Raw genomic sequence first — 17676 nt, forward strand, 5'->3', positions numbered from 1 at the left:
GCCCGTGGGCGTTATCGGTCGCCCTGGGCTGCTTCAATGGCCCGTGCTGCTGGAAAACAGCTGGATGACCACCACGCCTGCGACGATCAGGACCATGCCGAGCACGGCTGGCAGGTCGAGCTTCTGCTGATAGATCAGCGCGGCGGCGACGCTCACGAGCACGATGCCAAGGCCCGCCCAGATGGCGTAGGCGATGCCCACCGGGATGGTCTTGACCACCAGACTGAGCATCCAGAAGGACAGGCTATAGCCTGCAACGACCAGCAACAGTGGCAAGGGGCGGCTGAACCCGTCCAAGGCCTTCATCGAAGTGGTGGCAATCACTTCGGCCGTAATGGCGATAGCGAGATACAGATAGCCAGTCATACGCGCTCCGGTGCATGCAGGGCGATCGATTCGCGCTGCGTTTCATTCGGCTGCGCCCGTGCAAGCAAGTTCGGCGTGCTGGCGCTTTTCCTGTGCGGGAGCCTAGTGGTCGTTTCATCGAGGCGTTTGCTAAGCTCCGCGCCCATGAATCGTACCCTCTACTCCTTGTTGTTCCATCTCGCCCTGCCTCTGGTAGTGATTCGTCTGTTCTGGCGCGCCCGCCGAGCGCGGGACTACTCGAAACGCGTCGGCGAACGCTTTGCGCTAGGCCTGCCGACCTTTCAACCCGGCGGTATTTGGATCCATGCGGTGTCGGTCGGCGAGAGCATTGCCGCCGCGCCGATGGTGCGTGCATTGCAGACACGCTACCCGCAGCTGCCGATCACCATTACCTGCATGACGCCAACCGGTTCCGAGCGCATCCGGGCCCTGTTCGGCGACAGCGTGCAGCACTGCTATCTGCCATACGATCTGCCCTGGGCGGCGGCGCGGTTCCTCGATCGGTTGCAGCCGAAACAGGCCGTGGTGATGGAAACCGAGCTCTGGCCCAATCACATCCATCAATGTGCACGCCGCGGTATCCCGGTGGCGCTGGCCAATGCGCGGCTGTCCGAGCGCTCGGCGCGGGGGTATGCGCGTTTTGCCCGGCTGACCGCGCCGATGTTGTCGGAGTTGAATCTGATTGCGGCGCAGACCGAGGCCGAAGCCGAGCGTTTTCGGCAGTTAGGTGCACGCGACAGCGCAGTCACCGTAACCGGCTCGATCAAGTTCGACCTGAGCGTCGATCCCTCTCTGCTCAAGCGCGCCGAACAGCTACGTCGGCAATGGGGGGCGACGGAGCGCCCGATATGGATCGGCGCCAGTACCCACACCGGCGAAGACGAAATCCTGCTGGCGGCGCATCGCCAGTTGCTGGCGGAGCGGCCCGACGCCTTGCTGATCCTGGTACCGCGGCATCCGGAGCGCTTTGGTTCGGTTTTCGAGCTCTGCCGCAAACAAGGCTTTGCCACGGTTCGACGCTCCCTTGCCGAGCCGCCCCAGGCGTCAACGCAAGTGGTGCTCGGCGATACCATGGGCGAGCTGCTGTTTCTGTTCGCATTGGCCGATGTGGCATTCGTAGGCGGCAGCCTGGTGCCCACCGGCGGGCATAACCTGCTCGAGCCCGCCGCCTTGGGCAAGCCGGTGCTGACCGGTCCGCATCTGTTCAACTTTCTCGATATCGCAGCGCAGTTGCGCGAAGCCGGTGCGCTCGTTGAGCTCGACAACGCGCCCGAACTGGCAACCGCGGTCATGACCCTGTGGCGCGACGCCGATCAAGCGGAGCAGGCGAGGCGCGCTGGCTATCGCGTGCTGAAGAACAATCAGGGCGCGCTGGGGCGTTTGCTGGCGGGGTTGGAACGGCTGCTGGGCAATTGACAGCTGAGCGTTATCGGACGCTGGTAACTCGTTCGTTCGCTGACGCAGCGAACGGCCAGGGACGCCTGGTCCTGGCCGCGCTTCGGCTCTGGCTACTCGACCCGTACCGGTCGGCCAAAATTCTCCGACAGGTCCGGCGGCAGGAAGTCGCTGTCCGGGTCGTAGTCCGCCTTCAGGTAGCGTTGCAGGTCCTCCAGGTCGCCCGGGTTGAGCGTGCCGGCGGCCTGTTTCAGGCGCAGGTTGTCGAGGATGTAGTCGTAACGCGCATTGTTGTAGTCGCGCACCGCGGCAAACAGCCGGCGCTGGGCGTCGAGCACGTCGACGATGTTGCGTGTACCCACCTGGTAACCGATGTCGGTGGCTTCCAGTGCGCTCTGATTGGACACGATCGACTGTCGGCGAGCCTGCACTTGCTCGACGTCGGTATTGACCGCCCGATGGAGGTTGCGGGTGGATTCGACCACCTGGCGCCGCAGGCTCTCGCGCTGCTGTTCGGTCTGGGTCAGCTGGTGGAAGGCTTCGCGACTCTGCGAGGTAGTCAGGCCGCCGCTATACAGCGGAATGTTCAACTGCAGGCCGATGCTGCGTTGTTCGACATCGCCGTTGTAGCGCGGCAGATCGAACCCTGGGATGTCCATGGCGCCGGTGTTGGAGAACCCCAGGCTGTCGTTGTCGCCCTTGCTGTAGCGAGCGACGGCGTCGACCGTCGGCGCGTGGCCGGCACGGCGCTGGCGCAATGTCTCCTCGGCGGCGATGACGGCTTGGTCGACCGCTTGCAGATCGAGGTTCTGCCGCGCTGCGGTGGTCACCCAGGCGCTGGCATCGTTCGGAACCGGCGGCAGCACCGGCAGGCTGTGCTCGATACCTTCCAGCGCCAGGTATTCACGGTTGGTCAGGGTAAACAAGGCCTGGAAGGCATCGTCGACCTGACGCTTGGCGATCATTCGGTTGGCGCGAGCCGTATCGAAGCCGGCTTGGGCCTCGAGCACATCGGTGCGGTCGGAAAGGCCGACTTCGAAACGTTCGTCGGCCTGATCGAGCTGACGCTTGAAGGCCGATTCCTCGGCCTTGGCCGCGGCCAGGTTGTCCTGCGCGCGCAGCACGGCGAAATAGGCTTGCGCCGTCTGGCGGATCAGGTCCTGCTCGGCGATGGAGTACTGGAGTGCCGCCTGCTCGCTGATGGCCTCGGCCGCCTGCAGCTGAAACCAGCGGTCGGCACGAAAGATCGGCTGGCTCAGCGTTGCCTGGTAGACGGTGCCGCTACGCGACAGCGAACGCGAACCGGCGCTGGTGTCGACATCCGTACGAGTCTGACTGGTTTCCGCACCCGCACTCAGGTTCGGCAGTAGGCCGGCCCGGGCCTGAGGTACGACCTCCTGTGTCGCCTGGTATTGCGCCCTGGCGGCGGCGAGATCGGCGTTGTTTTCCACGGCCTGTCGGTAGACGCTGATCAGGTCGGTGCGGCTGGAGAGCGAGGGTGCAGTCTCGGCCCAGGTCAGCCCCGACGAGGCGGCCGTCACCGCGAGTGCCAGCGTGAGTCTGCGCAGCATGTGCGTCTGTCCTTGAAGCGAAGTGATGGGCAAGGCTATGCGCCGCCAGGCGAGTGGTCAAGGTGCTTGGCGACGGCTTGAGGTCGGCTGGTTGACGGATAGCAACAGTGACCCGACGGTCGCGTTTTGCGGGTTCGGCGTGGCTTTCCTCCAAGCTCTTGATTACACTCGATCCCGTTCTTGTCGGGGTGCCTTGAATCGAAGGCTGAGATCGGAAAGTTCCGGATCCCGTTGAACCTGATCAGGTTAAGGCCTGCGTAGGGAACAAGATGTGCTCGCCAGCCGTTCCGGTGAGTTCTCTCGGCGCCAGTCCCGGCGCGCCCGATGCCCTTTCCCCGCCGTGTTTTTCAGGTTCGCTCCGACAACTATCGAGGAGCCAGTCTGATGCGTGCAGAACAACAAAATTTGAGTGAATCGGCCCAGGTCGACCAGCAGTCGATCCAGCCTTTCCCGCGTTCCCAGAAAATCTATGTGCAGGGTTCTCGCCCTGACATCCGCGTGCCGATGCGCGAGATCAGTCTTGACGTCACCCCCACAGACTTCGGCGGCGAGATCAACGCGCCGGTGCTGGTGTACGACACCTCCGGTCCCTACACCGATCCGAACGTGCAGATCGATGTGCGTAAAGGCCTGGCCGACGTGCGTTCGGCCTGGATCGAAGACCGCGGCGACACCGAGCTGCTCGAGGGCCTCACCTCGCAGTTCGGTCAACAGCGCCTCGCTGATGCCGAACTCACCAAGATGCGGTTCGCCCACGTGCGCAATCCACGCCGCGCCAAGCCGGGCAAGAACGTCAGCCAGATGCACTACGCGCGGCAAGGCATCATCACGCCCGAGATGGAATTCGTCGCCATCCGCGAAAACATGAAGCTGCAGGAGGCGCGCGCCGCCGGCCTGCTTACCGAGCAGCACGCCGGGCAGAGCTTCGGGGCGTCGATCCCGAAGGAAATCACCGCCGAGTTCGTGCGTGACGAAGTGGCCCGCGGCCGCGCCATCATCCCCGCCAACATCAACCACACCGAGCTGGAGCCGATGATCATCGGCCGCAATTTTCTGGTGAAGATCAACGGCAACATCGGCAACTCGGCGCTGGGTTCGTCGATTGAAGAAGAAGTCGCCAAGCTGACCTGGGGCATCCGCTGGGGCTCGGACACCGTGATGGACCTGTCCACCGGCAAGCACATCCACGAAACCCGCGAGTGGATCATCCGCAACTCGCCAGTGCCGATCGGCACGGTGCCGATCTACCAGGCGCTGGAGAAGGTCAATGGCGTGGCCGAAGACCTGACCTGGGAGCTGTTCCGCGACACCCTGATCGAGCAAGCCGAGCAGGGCGTGGACTACTTCACTATCCACGCCGGTGTCTTGTTGCGTTACGTGCCGCTGACTGCCAAGCGGGTCACCGGCATCGTCAGCCGCGGTGGCTCGATCATGGCCAAGTGGTGCCTGGCGCATCACCAGGAGAATTTCCTCTACACCCACTTCGAGGAAATCTGCGAAATCATGAAGGCCTACGACGTCAGCTTCTCGCTAGGTGATGGCTTGCGTCCGGGCTCGATCGCCGATGCCAACGACGCGGCGCAGTTCGGTGAGCTGGAAACCCTCGGCGAGCTGACCAAGATCGCCTGGAAGCACGACGTGCAGTGCATGATCGAAGGCCCCGGCCACGTGCCGATGCAGATGATCAAGGAGAACATGGACAAGCAGCTGGAGTGCTGCGACGAGGCGCCGTTCTACACCCTCGGCCCGCTGACCACCGACATCGCGCCGGGTTACGACCACATCACCAGCGGCATCGGCGCGGCGATGATCGGCTGGTTCGGCTGCGCCATGCTCTGCTACGTCACGCCCAAGGAGCACCTGGGCCTGCCGAACAAGGATGACGTCAAGACCGGGATCATCACCTACAAGATCGCCGCGCATGCCGCCGACCTTGCGAAAGGCCATCCGGGCGCGCAGATCCGTGACAACGCCCTGTCCAAGGCGCGCTTCGAATTCCGCTGGGAAGACCAGTTCAACCTCGGCCTCGATCCGGACACCGCACGCGCCTTTCACGACGAAACCCTGCCCAAGGACTCGGCCAAGGTCGCGCATTTCTGCTCCATGTGCGGGCCGAAATTCTGTTCGATGAAGATCACCCAGGAAGTGCGCGAGTATGCCGCGGAGAACGGCCTGACCGACGAGCAGAAGGCCATCGAGGCCGGCTTCAAGGAGCAGTCCTCGCGCTTCAAGGAAGAGGGCTCGGTGATCTACAAGCAGGTGTAGGGAGGACAAGAGCGCTGGCGGCTCGAGGCTGGAAGAAGGGCAGCCCGTAGGGTGGATGTCGCTTTTACATCAACCTTGGCGCTGGCGTGCGGTGGATCGGTGAAGCGTGATCCACCCTACGTCTGTCGCAGCTCCGTAGGATGGAATCGCCGTAGGCGCTTCCGTCGTTTACCGCGTGATGGCGATGCGTGATGCGAAGCGGAAGATGACATCGGAGCGGGTACCCCTGCTTCTCCTCGGATTACGCCTTCGGCTAATCCAAGCTACAGCGCTGGAGCCCGTAGGGTGGATGTCGCTTTTTACATCCACCCTGGCGCTGACGTGCGGTGGTTCGGTGAAGCTTCGTAGGATGGAATCGCCGTAGGCGCTTCCGTCATTTACCGTGTGATGGCGATGCGTGATGCGGTACGGAGGATGACATCGGAGCGGGTATCCCTGCTTTTCCTCGGATTACGCCTTCGGCTAATCCAAGCTACAAAGCTACAAAACACCGGCCGGTCCGCCAGCCCGTAAGGTGGATGTCGCTTTTTACATCCACCTTACGGGCTGGCGTGCGGTGGTTCGGTGAAGCTTCGTAGGATGGAATCGCCGTAGGCGCTTCCGTCATTTACCGAGTGATGGCGATGCGTGATGCGGTACGGAGGATGACATCGGAGCGGGTATCCCTGCTTTTCCTCGGATTACGCCTTCGGCTAATCCAAGCTACAAAACACCGGCCGGTCCGCCAGTCCCGTAGATCGAATGTACAGAGCGCTTCCGTCATAACCGCAAAAAACACCTGGCTCTGCCAGGTTTCAATAACAACTCCTTTGAGACAAAACGTGAACATTCCTGGCCGTTATTCCCCGCATCAGAGCATCGCTGCCGAGCACCGTGTGTTCGGTGGTCGCGATCTGTTTTCCCTCTGGTTCTCCCTCGGTATCGGCCTGATGGTGCTGCAGCTCGGTGCCTTGCTGGCGCCGGGGCTGGGCATGAGCGGCGCTTTGCTCGCCATTGTCAGCGGCACCGCCGTGGGCGTGCTGCTGCTCGGCGCCGTCGCGGTGATCGGCAGCGATACTGGCCTGTCGTCGATGGCCAACCTGAAGCGCACGCTCGGCGACCGCGGGGCGGTACTGCCGGCGCTGCTCAACCTGGCGCAGCTGGTCGGTTGGGGCGCGTTCGAAATCATCGTCATGCGCGACGCCGCAAGCTTGCTGGCGACACGGGCCTTCAGCGAGCAGAGCGTGCTGGTCAGCCCGGCGTTCTGGACGCTGGTCTTCGGTGTGCTGGCCACGCTGTTGGCGATCGCCGGTCCGCTAACCTTCGTCCGCCGGATCCTGCGTAAATGGGGTATCTGGTTGCTGCTCGCGGCTTGCGTCTGGCTGACCTGGAATCTGTTCGACAAGGCCGACCTCGCCGGCCTCTGGGCGCGCCAGGGCGATGGTTCGCTGCCGTTCGCGCTGGGGTTCGACATCGCCATCGCGATGCCGCTGTCATGGCTGCCGCTGATCGCCGACTACTCGCGTTACGGCAAGGCGGCGCGGCGGGTCTTCGGCGGCACGGTGCTGGGCTTTTTCATTGGTAACGTGTGGCTGATGGGGCTTGGCGTCGCCTACACTCTGGCGTTCGCCGACAGCGGTGAGGTCAATGCGCTGCTGCTGGCCTTGGCTGGCGCCGGCTTGGGTATCCCGCTTCTGCTTATCTTGCTCGACGAATCGGAAAACGCCTTCGCCGACATCCACTCAGCCGCGGTCTCGGTCGGCATACTGCTGCCGTTCAAGGTCGAGCGACTGGCGCTGGCCATCGGCGCCCTGTGCACCTTTATCGCCTGGCTCGCGCCCCTGGCCGAATACCAGAACTTCCTGCTACTGATCGGCTCGGTGTTCGCCCCGCTGTTCGGTGTCGTGCTGGTGGATCACTATCTGCTCCAGAGGCGTGGCCGCCTGCCGATGGCCAGCACGATGCTGCGCTGGGACACGTTGCTGGCGTGGGGATGCGGCGCGGTCGTTTATCACGTGCTGGCCAATGCCTGGCCGGAAACCGGTGCCAGCCTGCCGGCACTGTTCCTGTCCGGCGGGCTGCTGCTGGTGTTCAGCCGCTTCTCAAGGGCTACGGGAGGTACGCCGGCTTCAGTATCCCGCTGAGTTCGTTGTACGGAATCTCCAGCTGAGGATGGCCGCTCGAATACGGCGCGATGCTGTAGACGTCATATTTGAGCAGCACCTTGTCGTGCAGCAGGGCCACATTGGCGGTGCGCACAAAAGGCCACTGGCGGACGAATTCGGCGTTGTGCTGGTTCGCCAGTAGCCAGCGCTGGTGTGCCTTGGCCGCGACGCGCCAGAACGCCCCTTCCTTGCCGGGCAGCAGCACGTCGGCGAGTTCTAGCTCGCGGTCCTGCTCTCGGTCATAGTTGATGAAACCGCGCCCGGGCATGCCATGCGCGCCACCGGTGTAGAGGTAACTGGACAGCTCGACCACCAGCAGCGAGCCGTGCTGGTCGATCAGTTTGGATTGCAGGTAACTGCTCCATCCGGGTTCCGCGTTGCGCAGAAAATCCTGCTGGTAGCCTTCGAGAGTGGCGGGCAGCTCGGCGTCAGGACTGTTCAGGGTCATCTGGCGCAGCCGCGCATCGATCAACGCATTCAGTGCGGGTTCTTCGGCAAACAGTTGAGTGTCGATGTTGACCAGGGGGCAACGCTCGTCCGTTTCGGCGCAACCGGCGGGGCGCTGTTCACTGATGACCTGGCGAACCTCCACTGGCGGTTCGCCGCGAAAGTGCTGGCAGGCGCTGAGAAACAGACTGAGCGTGATCAGCGTGAGGGTATGGCGAAAGGACATGGACGATTTCATGGCTCTTGTGGTGGCTGCGGTGCGGTTTCGAGTGCCAGACGGGGGTGAAGTTCTGGAAACGGGCCTCGGCAATTTTTCCCGATACGAGTGGTCTGCAAAAGGCTGCGCCTGAATAAACGGCGCGCTAGGATGACACCTGAGAGACCGCTCACGCCGTGACGGTTACAGCCTTTCCGGCGCCCTGGGCGCGGACAACCGATATGTGAGTGATTCATGACTGATACCTACCAACCCGGTCCGGATGATGTCGAGATCGTCGAGCGAGAGCAATGCTTCAGCGGTTTCTATCGACTGGATCGCCTGCAGCTGCGGCATCGCCTGTTCAGTGGCGCCATGGGTCGGCAGCTCGAGCGCGAGCTGTTCGTCCGTCACGATGCGGTCTGCGTGTTGCCGTACGATCCTCGCCGCGACGAGGTCGTGCTGATCGAACAATTCCGGGTCGGCGCGATCGGCAAGGTGGCCAACCCCTGGCTGATCGAGCTGGTTGCTGGCTTGATCGACAAGGACGAGCAGCCCGAAGAGGTGGCCCGACGCGAAGCCGTCGAGGAAGCGGGGCTGGAAGTGGGCGAGCTGTGGCCGGTCACGACCTATTTCCCTTCACCCGGCGGTAGCACCGAGCGCGTGCACCTGTACGTGGGCCGTTGCGATAGCTCGAACGCCGGCGGCGTGTTCGGCCTGGATGAGGAGGGCGAGGACATTCGCGTGCATGTGTGGTCGGTCGAGCGGGCATTGCAGGCGGTGCGCGACGGCGGAATCGATAACGCCGCGAGCATCATCGCGCTGCAGTGGCTGGCGTTGAATCGCGACGAAATCAGGGGGGCATGGACATGAGGCGGACCCGCGAGCGATACCGCGTCGACCTGCTGGAGCTGCAGTCGGCCTGCGAAGCCAATTACATGCGGCTGATGCGCCTGCTGCCCGACATGCGCGCCCAGCCGGACGTCCGCCGGATTGCCATGAGCCAGGGCGATCGGCTGCTTGGTGTGCTTGTGCTGAAAGTGGTGGAAAGCTGCCCCTACACCACGACCGTGCAGATCAGCCAGCAGGACTGCCTGCCTTGGCTCCCGGTGCCGCAGATGGATGTGCGGGTCTATCACGATGCGCGCATGGCGGAAGTGATCAGTGCCGAGAACGCCCGGCGTTTTCGCGGCATCTACAGCTATCCCAACGCACAGATGCATCAGCCCGACGAGAAGAATCAGCTCAACCTGTTTCTCGGTGAGTGGCTGGGACATTGTCTGGCCTGTGGCCACGAGCTCGAACCCGTGCTCTGAGTGCGGCGCCCGGTCACTCACGCCACGGCTCGAGATTCGCCTTCTCGCTCCTGGGACACCGCCGTCGCATCGATTCGCTTGTCTGTGATGCATGCCCGCATCGCGTGGTTTACCCCTGTAGCGGTGAGCCACCATAATTCTTTTGCGAATTCGCCAAAGGAGACGGGTCTTGGCTGCTGCGCCCCTCACTGCTAACAACGATTCGGTGCTGCTCGTGCAGCTGACCGACAGCCATCTGTTTGCCGAGGCGGACGGGCGACTGCTGGGCATGGACACCGCGGCAAGCCTGCAGCGAGTCGTCGACCTGGTCTTGCACGAACAACCTTGCGTTGATCTGATTCTGGCCACCGGGGACCTGTCACAGGACGGCTCCCTCGCGTCCTATGCACGGTTTCGTCAGCTTTCCGAGCGCATCGATGCGCTGGCGCGCTGGTGCCCGGGCAACCATGACGACTTGGAGGCCATGCGGGAGGCCACGCGTGACAGCGAACTGATGACGCCCGTCCTCGAAGCGGGCGCCTGGCGCGTGGTGATGCTCGATACGTTGGTGCCCGGTTCGGTGTTCGGGTTGCTGCGCGACGATCAACTGGCGCTGCTGGAACGCACCCTGCTAGAAGCCCCGGAGCGGCCTCATCTGGTCTGTCTGCACCACCATCCCGTCACCATCGGCAGTCGCTGGATGGACAGCATCGGCTTGCATAACCGAGAAGCGCTGTTCGAGGTGCTCGATCGCTTCAGTTGCGTCAAGGCATTGCTCTGGGGCCATATTCATCAGGAGTTCGATGGTTGGCGCGGCGGTGTCCGGTTGCTGGCGACGCCGTCGACCGGCGTGCAGTTCGCCCCTGGCAGCGAGGATTTCCAGGTCGACACCCGCGCGCCAGGCTATCGCTGGCTGCGGCTGCACGACAACGGTGAGCTCGAGACGGGCGTCTCGCGCGTGGTCGGCGTCGATTTCGAGGTCGATTACGACGTCAAGGGGTACTGAGGCTAACCGAGCGTTGGTCTAGCGGGTTCTCGCTCCGCAACAGTGAGGCTTGGTAACGTCCAGCGCCGCTCGGGCCGCGGGCGCAGCTTGCAGCCGGCGTATCTCGCCTAGTAGCCTTTCCCGTCTTTTGCCAGCTCAGCGAACCAGCATGACCCGTATGCAGCCCGCCATCGTATATATGCACGGCCTCAACAGCTCTCCGCTGTCGCAGAAGGCCAGTCAGCTGACCGCGGCCCTGGAGCGTATCGGCTCGGTCGATCGGCTGCGAGTGCCCGCCTTGCACCATCATCCACGCCAGGCCATCGCCCAGCTCGAAGCGGCCATCCATGAACTGGGGCGCCCCGTGCTGGTCGGCAGCTCCCTTGGCGGATACTATGCGACGCACCTTGCTGAGCGCCACGGGCTCAAGGCGCTGCTGATCAATCCGGCAGTAACGCCGCATCGTCACTTCGATGGCTATCTCGGGCCGCAGACCAACCTCTATACCGGTGAGGTCTGGCAGCTCACCGAGGATCACGTCACGGCGCTCGCCGAGCTGGAGGTTCCACCGCCGCGCGATGCCCAGCGCTATCAGGTCTGGCTGCAGACGGGCGACGAGACGCTGGATTACCGCCATGCGGCGAGCTTCTACCAGGGCTGCGCCGTGCGGATTCAGGCCGGCGGCGACCATGGCTTCCAGGGCTTCGCCGAGCGCCTTCCCGCTTTGCTGGCATTCGCCGGTTTCGATCCGGCTGCCTTTGCCGAACTCGACTTTTCCGATTTATAAGGACATCACGAGACGCTTATGTCTTATACCTCCGAAGCCATTGAAGTCCTGTCGGGCCTGGATCCTGTCCGCAAGCGTCCGGGGATGTACACCGACACCTCGCGGCCCAACCACCTCGCTCAGGAAGTCATCGACAACAGCGTCGACGAGGCGCTGGCGGGCCATGCCAGTTCGGTGCAGGTGATCCTGCACCAGGACAACTCCCTGCAAGTGATCGACGACGGTCGCGGCATGCCGGTGGATATCCATCCGGAGGAGGGCGTTTCGGGCGTCGAGCTGATCCTCACCAAGCTGCACGCCGGCGGCAAGTTCTCGAACAAGAACTATCAGTTTTCCGGTGGCCTGCATGGTGTCGGGATCTCCGTGGTCAATGCCCTGTCGACCCGGGTCGAGGTGACCGTCAAACGTGATGGCAACGAGTACCGCATGGCTTTCACCGACGGCTTCAAGGCCAGCGAGTTGGAGGTCATCGGTACGGTTGGAAAGCGCAACACCGGCACCAGTGTGCATTTCTGGGCCGACCCGAAGTATTTCGATTCGCCGAAGTTTTCCATCAGCCGCCTCAAGCATGTGCTCAAGGCCAAGGCGGTACTCTGTCCGGGCTTGAGCGTCAGTTTCGAAGACAAGAGCACCGGTGAGAAGGTCGAGTGGCATTACCAGGACGGGCTGCGTTCGTATCTGGTCGATGCGGTCAGCGAGTTTGTCCGGCTGCCGGACGAGCCCTTCTGCGGCAGCCTGTCCGGCAGCAAGGAGGCGGTCGATTGGGCATTGTTGTGGCTGCCGGAAGGGGGCGACAGCGTTCAGGAAAGCTACGTCAACCTGATCCCGACGGCGCAAGGCGGCACCCATGTCAACGGGCTGCGGCAAGGCTTGCTGGACGCGATGCGGGAGTTCTGTGAGTTCCGCAACCTATTGCCGCGTGGGGTCAAGCTGGCGCCGGAAGACGTCTGGGAGCGGATCGCCTTCGTCCTCTCGACCAAGATGCAGGAGCCGCAGTTCTCCGGACAGACCAAGGAGCGCCTGTCTTCGCGGGAAGCGGCGGCGTTCGTCTCCGGTGTGGTCAAGGATGCCTTCAGTCTCTGGCTCAATGCCCACCCCGAGCTGGGCATGCAGCTTGCCGAACTGGCGATCAGTAATGCCGGGCGCCGGCTCAAGGCGAGCAAGAAAGTCGAGCGCAAACGCATCACCCAGGGGCCGGCGCTGCCCGGCAAGCTGGCCGATTGCGCGGGGCAGGATCCGGCGCGCTCCGAGCTGTTTCTGGTCGAGGGGGACTCGGCTGGCGGATCCGCCAAGCAGGCCCGCGACAAGGAGTTCCAGGCAATCATGCCGTTGCGCGGCAAGATCCTGAATACCTGGGAAGTCGATGGCGGCGAGGTGCTCGCGAGCCAGGAAGTGCACGACATCGCGGTGGCCATCGGCGTGGATCCCGGTGCGGCGGACATGTCCCAGCTGCGCTACGGGAAGATCTGCATTCTCGCCGACGCCGACTCGGACGGTCTGCACATCGCCACGTTGCTGTGCGCGCTGTTCGTTCGTCACTTCCGGCCGCTGGTCGACGCAGGGCATGTGTACGTGGCGATGCCGCCGCTGTACCGCATCGACCTCGGCAAGGATATCTTCTACGCGCTCGACGAAGCCGAGCGCGACGGTATCCTCGATCGCCTGCTGGCCGAGAAGCGCCGCGGCAAGCCGCAGGTCACCCGATTCAAGGGCCTTGGCGAAATGAACCCGCCGCAGCTGCGGGAAACCACCATGGACCCGAATACCCGCCGGCTGGTGCAGCTGACGCTCGATGATTTCGACGGCACCCGTGAAATCATGGACATGCTGCTTGCCAAGAAGCGCGCCGGCGATCGCAAGAACTGGCTCGAATCGAAGGGCAATCTCGCCGAGGTGCTGATTTGAACCGTTGCTGGCTTTTACTGCTGCTGGCGCTAGTGGCGCCGGCGTGGGCTGCTCAGGACCTTGCAGAACTGGAGCTGGTCAGCGAGCATCCAGTCGAAGGTATCGAACGGGGCAACCTGTCCGGGCTGGCCTGGTGCGGCGACGCGCTCTGGGCGGTATCGGACCGCGAAGATGACGTGCTATACCGGCTCGATGCCAGCGATACCGTCTGGCGCGCCGAGGCCGAGCGCTTCGACTTGCCGCCCGTGCCGAATACCGGGTTGTCATGGGGCGTGCGTATACGGGCCGCCATCACCGGCTTGGTGCGCGGCGGCGAGATGGATTTCGAGGGGCTGAGCTGCGACAGCCTCGGTAACCGCTACCTGGTCAGCGAAGCGCACGCGGCGGTGTTGCAGGTCAGCCCGGCGGGCACGGCACAATGGCTCAATCTTCCCGATGAGCTGGTCCGTCAGGCCCGTGCGAGCGGTATGTTGCTGCAGTTCAACGCCATGTTCGAAGGGCTTGCCGTCGACCCGGACGCAGATCGGCTCTGGCTTGCGGCCGAACACAGTCGTCGCGGGCTGATGGTGATGCACCGCAAGCAGAACGCCTGGAAGTGCACTGGTGGATGTGTTTTGCTGGCTGAAGGGGGGCGCGAGTCGCCGCCGCCTGCCATGCATGAAGGCGAGCAGCCGCGACGGTTTTCCGGCCTGGCGTACCATCAGGGCAAGCTGTTCACTCTGGAGCCCGTCCGGCATCGGGTCTGCCGGCGCGCGTCGGCCACAGGCGATAGCGAAGCGTGCTGGACGTACGCGACCACGGCGCTGGCCGATGAGCGTCGCTACGACACGCCGTTCGGCAATGCCGAGGCCTTGTGGGTGGATGCTGAGGGCGCCTGGATCGGCATCGACAATAATGAAATGACGCGCGCCGACGGGGAAAAACGGCCGGTCGTCTGGCGCTTTGCCGCACCCAAGGGCGGTTGGGGTGTCAAGCAGTGACCCAGCCAGCCGGCCGCCGCGCCGGCCGCGTCATGCTGGTATTGGCATGGGGCGCGGGGCTGCTGCTGGCGACGCGTTTTTTCGCCGACTGGGAGCAGGGCCGCGCCAATCCCAACCGCGATCCCGTCTCGGTGGTGCAGGGCGACCGCATCGAGGTGCGGCTGCTCAGCAATAGCCAGGGCCACTTCGTGGCTGACGGACTCATCAATGGCACGCCCGTGACCTTCCTGCTTGATACCGGCGCCACGGACGTGGCGATTCCCGCCGGGCAGGCGGAACGCCTCGGCCTGCAGCGCGGCGCTCCCGTCGCGCTGCAGACCGCCAATGGCTCCACTACGGGGTACCGCACGACACTCGACAGCCTCACCCTGGGTGACATCGTGCTGCATGACGTGCGAGCCCTCATCGCGCCGGGCTATGGCGCAGAGCAGGTGCTGCTCGGCATGAGCGCCTTGAAGCAACTCGAATTCACCCAGCGCGCCGGCACCTTGGTGCTGCGCCAGGAAACCCCCTGAAGGTGGCTTCATGACGATTTCCATAGAGGCGACCGTGCCGGTGCTGGCATCGCTGAATCTCGACGAAAGCCGGGACTTCTACGCGCGCTATCTGGGGTTCGAGGTGCTGCGCCAAGACGCCGACTACCTGATCCTGGCGCGCGACAGCGCCGAGCTGCATTTCTGGCGCTGCACGGACCCTTACCTGGCGGAAAACACCTCCTGCTACGTGCGGACCCGCGACTGCCAGGCGCTGTTCGATGAGTTCAGTCGCCGCGGCTTGCCGCTGCAGCCGCCCGTGGTACAGCCGTGGGGCATGAAAGAGCTGTATGTCATAGACACCCACGGCAATGTGCTCAAATTCGGCGAAAACGCTTCGATAACATCCACCTTAAGTGAAGAAAACTGCTCATGAGCGAAACCCTGGACCTGAGCCTGGACGGCGTCGAGCGCCGCTCCCTTGCCGACTTCACCGAGCAGGCTTATCTCAATTATTCGATGTACGTAATCATGGATCGCGCCCTGCCGCATATCGGCGACGGCCTCAAGCCGGTGCAGCGGCGCATCATCTATGCCATGAGCGAACTGGGGCTGAACGCCGATTCCAAGCACAAGAAGTCGGCGCGCACCGTCGGTGATGTGCTGGGTAAATTCCATCCGCACGGTGATTCGGCCTGTTACGAAGCCATGGTGCTGATGGCGCAGCCATTCAGCTATCGCTACACGCTGGTCGACGGGCAGGGCAACTGGGGGGCACCGGACGATCCGAAATCCTTCGCTGCCATGCGCTACACCGAAGCGCGTTTGTCGCGCTATTCGGAGGTCCTGCTGTCCGAGCTCGGCCAGGGTACGGTGGACTGGGTGCCCAACTTCGACGGCACGCTCAACGAGCCGGCAACATTGCCGGCGCGTTTGCCCAATCTGCTGCTCAACGGCACCACCGGCATCGCCGTTGGCATGGCGACCGACGTACCACCACACAACCTGCGCGAGGTGGCTGCCGCCTGCGTCCGGCTGCTCGATGATCCGAAAACGACGGTCGAGCAGCTCTGCGAGCACGTGCAGGGCCCCGATTATCCGACCGAGGCGGAAATCGTCACGCCGCGCGCCGATTTGCTGAAAATCTACGAGACCGGTCGTGGTTCGGTGCGTATGCGCGCCGTGTATCGCGTCGAGGACGGCGATATCGTGGTCAGTGCGTTGCCGCACCAGGTGTCTGGCTCCAAGGTGCTGGAGCAGATCGCGACACAGATGCAGGCCAAGAAGCTGCCCATGGTGGCTGATCTGCGCGATGAGTCGGACCATGAAAATCCTTGTCGGATCGTCATCATCCCGCGCTCCAATCGAGTCGATGCCGACGAACTGATGCAACACCTGTTCGCCACCACCGAGCTGGAGTCGAGCTACCGGGTCAACACCAATGTCATCGGGCTCGATGGCCGGCCGCAGGTCAAGAACCTTCAGGTAATGCTCAGCGAATGGCTGACCTACCGCATCGGGACGGTGCGCCGTCGGCTGCAGTTCCGCCTGGACAAGGTCGAGAAGCGCCTGCACCTGTTGGAAGGCTTGCTGGTGGCCTTTCTCAACCTCGACGAGGTGATTCATATCATCCGCACCGAGGACCAGCCCAAGCCGGTGCTGATGGCACGGTTCGAGCTCTCCGAACTCCAGGCTGACTACATCCTCGACACCCGCCTGCGGCAACTGGCGCGGTTGGAAGAGATGAAGATTCGTGGCGAGCAGGACGAGCTGGCCAAGGAGCGTGAGCAGTTGCTGGCGCTGCTCGGCAGCGAGACCAAGCTGAAAAAACTGGTACGCAAGGAGTTAATCGCCGACGCCGAAACCTATGGTGATGAACGCCGCTCGCCTATCGTGGCGCGGGCCGAGGCTCGGGCGCTGTCGGAAAACGAGCTGCTGCCCTCCGAGCCGGTTACCGTGGTCATGTCCGAAAAGGGCTGGGCGCGCTGTGCCAAAGGCCACGACATCGACGCGACCGGGCTGTCCTACAAGGCCGGCGATGGCTTCAAGGCCGCGGCACCAGGTCGCTCCAACCAATACGCCGTGTTCATCGACTCCAGCGGTCGCAGTTACTCGCTGGCGGCGCACTCGCTGCCCTCGGCGCGGGGGCAGGGCGAGCCCTTGACCGGACGGCTGACGCCACCACCGGGTGTCAGCTTCGAGTGCGTTCTGCTGCCCGATGATGACGCGCTGTATGTGATCGCCTCGGACGCCGGCTACGGCTTCGTGGTCAAGGGCGAGGATCTGCAGGCCAAGAACAAGGCAGGCAAGGCGCTGCTGTCGTTGCCCTCGGGGGCGCGCGTCGTGGCGCCACGGCCGTTGGCGAACCGGGACCAGGATTGGCTGGCCGCCGTCACCACCGAAGGCCGTCTGCTGGTCTTCCCGGTGCGCGATTTGCCGCAGCTGGGCAAGGGCAAAGGCAACAAGATCATCGGCATCCCGGGCGATCGCGTCGCCAGTCGAGAGGAATATCTGACGGGCCTCGCTGTGCTGCCGGAAGGGGCGACGCTGGTGTTGCAGGCCGGCAAGCGTACCTTGTCGCTGAAAGCCGATGACCTGGAGCACTACAAAGGCGAACGTGGCAGGCGTGGAAACAAGCTGCCACGCGGCTTCCAGCGTGTGGACGGGCTGCTGGTGGAAACCGCGAACTAAGCGTGGAAGTATTAGAGACTGGCTTCCGGCGTCGGATTCACGGAAGATAGCGGCCTTCAAATTTTCACCCGTTCGCGATGCGGCTGCGGCGATCCTCCAGCCGCATCGAGAGCCAAAGACAATCGGTACGACGACAGCGGCCAGTGCAGCGGGGCGGATACGCCCTCGGCCTGCCG

General features: G+C 63.5%; 15 protein-coding genes and 1 riboswitch. Of the genes, 12 read left to right on the top strand and 3 right to left on the bottom strand.

What is annotated here, in order from left to right; all coding sequences use genetic code 11:
- Positions 1-33: 33 nt before the first annotated feature.
- Positions 34-366 carry a DMT family transporter gene (locus KVO92_RS13520; protein WP_217476142.1) on the bottom strand — a complete coding sequence of 111 codons (333 nt, stop codon included), beginning with the start codon at positions 364-366 and terminating at the stop codon, positions 34-36.
- A gap of 144 nt (positions 367-510) precedes the next feature.
- On the opposite strand from KVO92_RS13520, the gene waaA reads away from it, so the two are divergent.
- On the top strand, positions 511-1782 hold the full coding sequence (gene waaA, locus KVO92_RS13525) for a lipid IV(A) 3-deoxy-D-manno-octulosonic acid transferase (protein WP_217476143.1): 1272 nt from the start codon (positions 511-513) through the stop codon (positions 1780-1782).
- 92 nt (positions 1783-1874) lie between these two features.
- On the opposite strand, the gene KVO92_RS13530 is transcribed toward waaA, so the two are convergent.
- On the bottom strand, positions 1875-3332 hold the full coding sequence (locus tag KVO92_RS13530; RefSeq protein WP_217476144.1) for a TolC family outer membrane protein: 1458 nt from the start codon (positions 3330-3332) through the stop codon (positions 1875-1877).
- A 174-nt stretch (positions 3333-3506) separates the two neighbouring features.
- Positions 3507-3613: riboswitch (TPP riboswitch) on the top strand.
- 103 nt (positions 3614-3716) lie between these two features.
- On the opposite strand from KVO92_RS13530, the gene thiC reads away from it, so the two are divergent.
- Positions 3717-5597 (top strand): phosphomethylpyrimidine synthase ThiC, encoded by a 1881-nt coding sequence (thiC, locus tag KVO92_RS13535; RefSeq protein WP_272876508.1) that lies wholly within the window; start codon positions 3717-3719, stop codon positions 5595-5597.
- Between the two features lie 821 nt (positions 5598-6418).
- Positions 6419-7720: a putative hydroxymethylpyrimidine transporter CytX gene (cytX, locus tag KVO92_RS13540; protein WP_217476145.1), complete on the top strand. Its 1302-nt coding sequence runs from the start codon at positions 6419-6421 to the stop codon at positions 7718-7720.
- Here the strand turns inward: cytX and KVO92_RS13545 are convergent.
- The gene (locus KVO92_RS13545) at positions 7686-8414 is read right to left on the bottom strand and encodes an RsiV family protein (protein WP_254621437.1); all 729 of its coding nucleotides are present in this window, start codon (positions 8412-8414) and stop codon (positions 7686-7688) included. The genes cytX and KVO92_RS13545 overlap by 35 nt on opposite strands.
- A 225-nt stretch (positions 8415-8639) precedes the next feature.
- On the opposite strand from KVO92_RS13545, the gene nudF reads away from it, so the two are divergent.
- From nudF to parC, 9 genes are all read left to right on the top strand, one after another.
- Entirely contained in the window at positions 8640-9257 is a 618-nt protein-coding gene (gene nudF / locus KVO92_RS13550; RefSeq protein ID WP_217476147.1) for an ADP-ribose diphosphatase, read from the top strand.
- Positions 9254-9700: a DUF1249 domain-containing protein gene (locus KVO92_RS13555; protein WP_217476148.1), complete on the top strand. Its 447-nt coding sequence runs from the start codon at positions 9254-9256 to the stop codon at positions 9698-9700. The genes nudF and KVO92_RS13555 overlap by 4 nt, the downstream gene beginning before the upstream one ends.
- 169 nt (positions 9701-9869) lie before the next feature.
- Positions 9870-10685, top strand: coding sequence for a 3',5'-cyclic-AMP phosphodiesterase (gene cpdA / locus KVO92_RS13560; RefSeq protein WP_217476149.1), 816 nt, complete (start codon positions 9870-9872; stop codon positions 10683-10685).
- 157 nt (positions 10686-10842) lie between these two features.
- A complete protein-coding gene (locus KVO92_RS13565; protein ID WP_217477255.1) occupies positions 10843-11451 on the top strand; it encodes a YqiA/YcfP family alpha/beta fold hydrolase in 609 nt (202 codons plus the stop codon).
- An 18-nt stretch (positions 11452-11469) separates the two neighbouring features.
- Complete coding sequence (parE, locus tag KVO92_RS13570; RefSeq protein ID WP_217476150.1) at positions 11470-13356, top strand: DNA topoisomerase IV subunit B; 1887 nt, start codon at positions 11470-11472, stop codon at positions 13354-13356.
- The gene (locus tag KVO92_RS13575) at positions 13353-14336 is read left to right on the top strand and encodes an esterase-like activity of phytase family protein (protein ID WP_217476151.1); all 984 of its coding nucleotides are present in this window, start codon (positions 13353-13355) and stop codon (positions 14334-14336) included. The genes parE and KVO92_RS13575 overlap by 4 nt, the downstream gene beginning before the upstream one ends.
- A complete protein-coding gene (locus KVO92_RS13580) occupies positions 14333-14851 on the top strand; it encodes a retropepsin-like aspartic protease family protein (protein ID WP_217476152.1) in 519 nt (172 codons plus the stop codon). Before KVO92_RS13575 ends, KVO92_RS13580 begins: the two co-directional genes overlap by 4 nt.
- Positions 14852-14861: 10 nt before the next feature.
- Positions 14862-15245 carry a bleomycin resistance protein gene (locus KVO92_RS13585; RefSeq protein WP_217476153.1) on the top strand — a complete coding sequence of 128 codons (384 nt, stop codon included), beginning with the start codon at positions 14862-14864 and terminating at the stop codon, positions 15243-15245.
- A complete protein-coding gene (gene parC, locus KVO92_RS13590) occupies positions 15242-17500 on the top strand; it encodes a DNA topoisomerase IV subunit A (protein ID WP_217476154.1) in 2259 nt (752 codons plus the stop codon). Before KVO92_RS13585 ends, parC begins: the two co-directional genes overlap by 4 nt.
- The last annotated feature ends 176 nt before the right edge of the window (positions 17501-17676 follow it).

This window comes from Stutzerimonas stutzeri (genome assembly GCF_019090095.1).
GTDB classification, from domain to species: Bacteria; Pseudomonadota; Gammaproteobacteria; order Pseudomonadales; family Pseudomonadaceae; genus Stutzerimonas; species Stutzerimonas stutzeri_AN.

What these genes read in the sequence shown, in the direction of transcription:
- KVO92_RS13520 (WP_217476142.1), bottom strand. Translation starts at nt 366, where the DNA reads ATGACTGGCTATCTGTATCTCGCTATCGCCATTACGGCCGAAGTGATT.
- waaA (WP_217476143.1), top strand. Translation starts at nt 511, where the DNA reads ATGAATCGTACCCTCTACTCCTTGTTGTTCCATCTCGCCCTGCCTCTG.
- KVO92_RS13530 (WP_217476144.1), bottom strand. Translation starts at nt 3,332, where the DNA reads ATGCTGCGCAGACTCACGCTGGCACTCGCGGTGACGGCCGCCTCGTCG.
- thiC (WP_272876508.1), top strand. Translation starts at nt 3,717, where the DNA reads ATGCGTGCAGAACAACAAAATTTGAGTGAATCGGCCCAGGTCGACCAG.
- KVO92_RS13545 (WP_254621437.1), bottom strand. Translation starts at nt 8,414, where the DNA reads ATGTCCTTTCGCCATACCCTCACGCTGATCACGCTCAGTCTGTTTCTC.
- nudF (WP_217476147.1), top strand. Translation starts at nt 8,640, where the DNA reads ATGACTGATACCTACCAACCCGGTCCGGATGATGTCGAGATCGTCGAG.
- KVO92_RS13555 (WP_217476148.1), top strand. Translation starts at nt 9,254, where the DNA reads ATGAGGCGGACCCGCGAGCGATACCGCGTCGACCTGCTGGAGCTGCAG.
- KVO92_RS13565 (WP_217477255.1), top strand. Translation starts at nt 10,843, where the DNA reads ATGCAGCCCGCCATCGTATATATGCACGGCCTCAACAGCTCTCCGCTG.
- parE (WP_217476150.1), top strand. Translation starts at nt 11,470, where the DNA reads ATGTCTTATACCTCCGAAGCCATTGAAGTCCTGTCGGGCCTGGATCCT.
- KVO92_RS13585 (WP_217476153.1), top strand. Translation starts at nt 14,862, where the DNA reads ATGACGATTTCCATAGAGGCGACCGTGCCGGTGCTGGCATCGCTGAAT.
- parC (WP_217476154.1), top strand. Translation starts at nt 15,242, where the DNA reads ATGAGCGAAACCCTGGACCTGAGCCTGGACGGCGTCGAGCGCCGCTCC.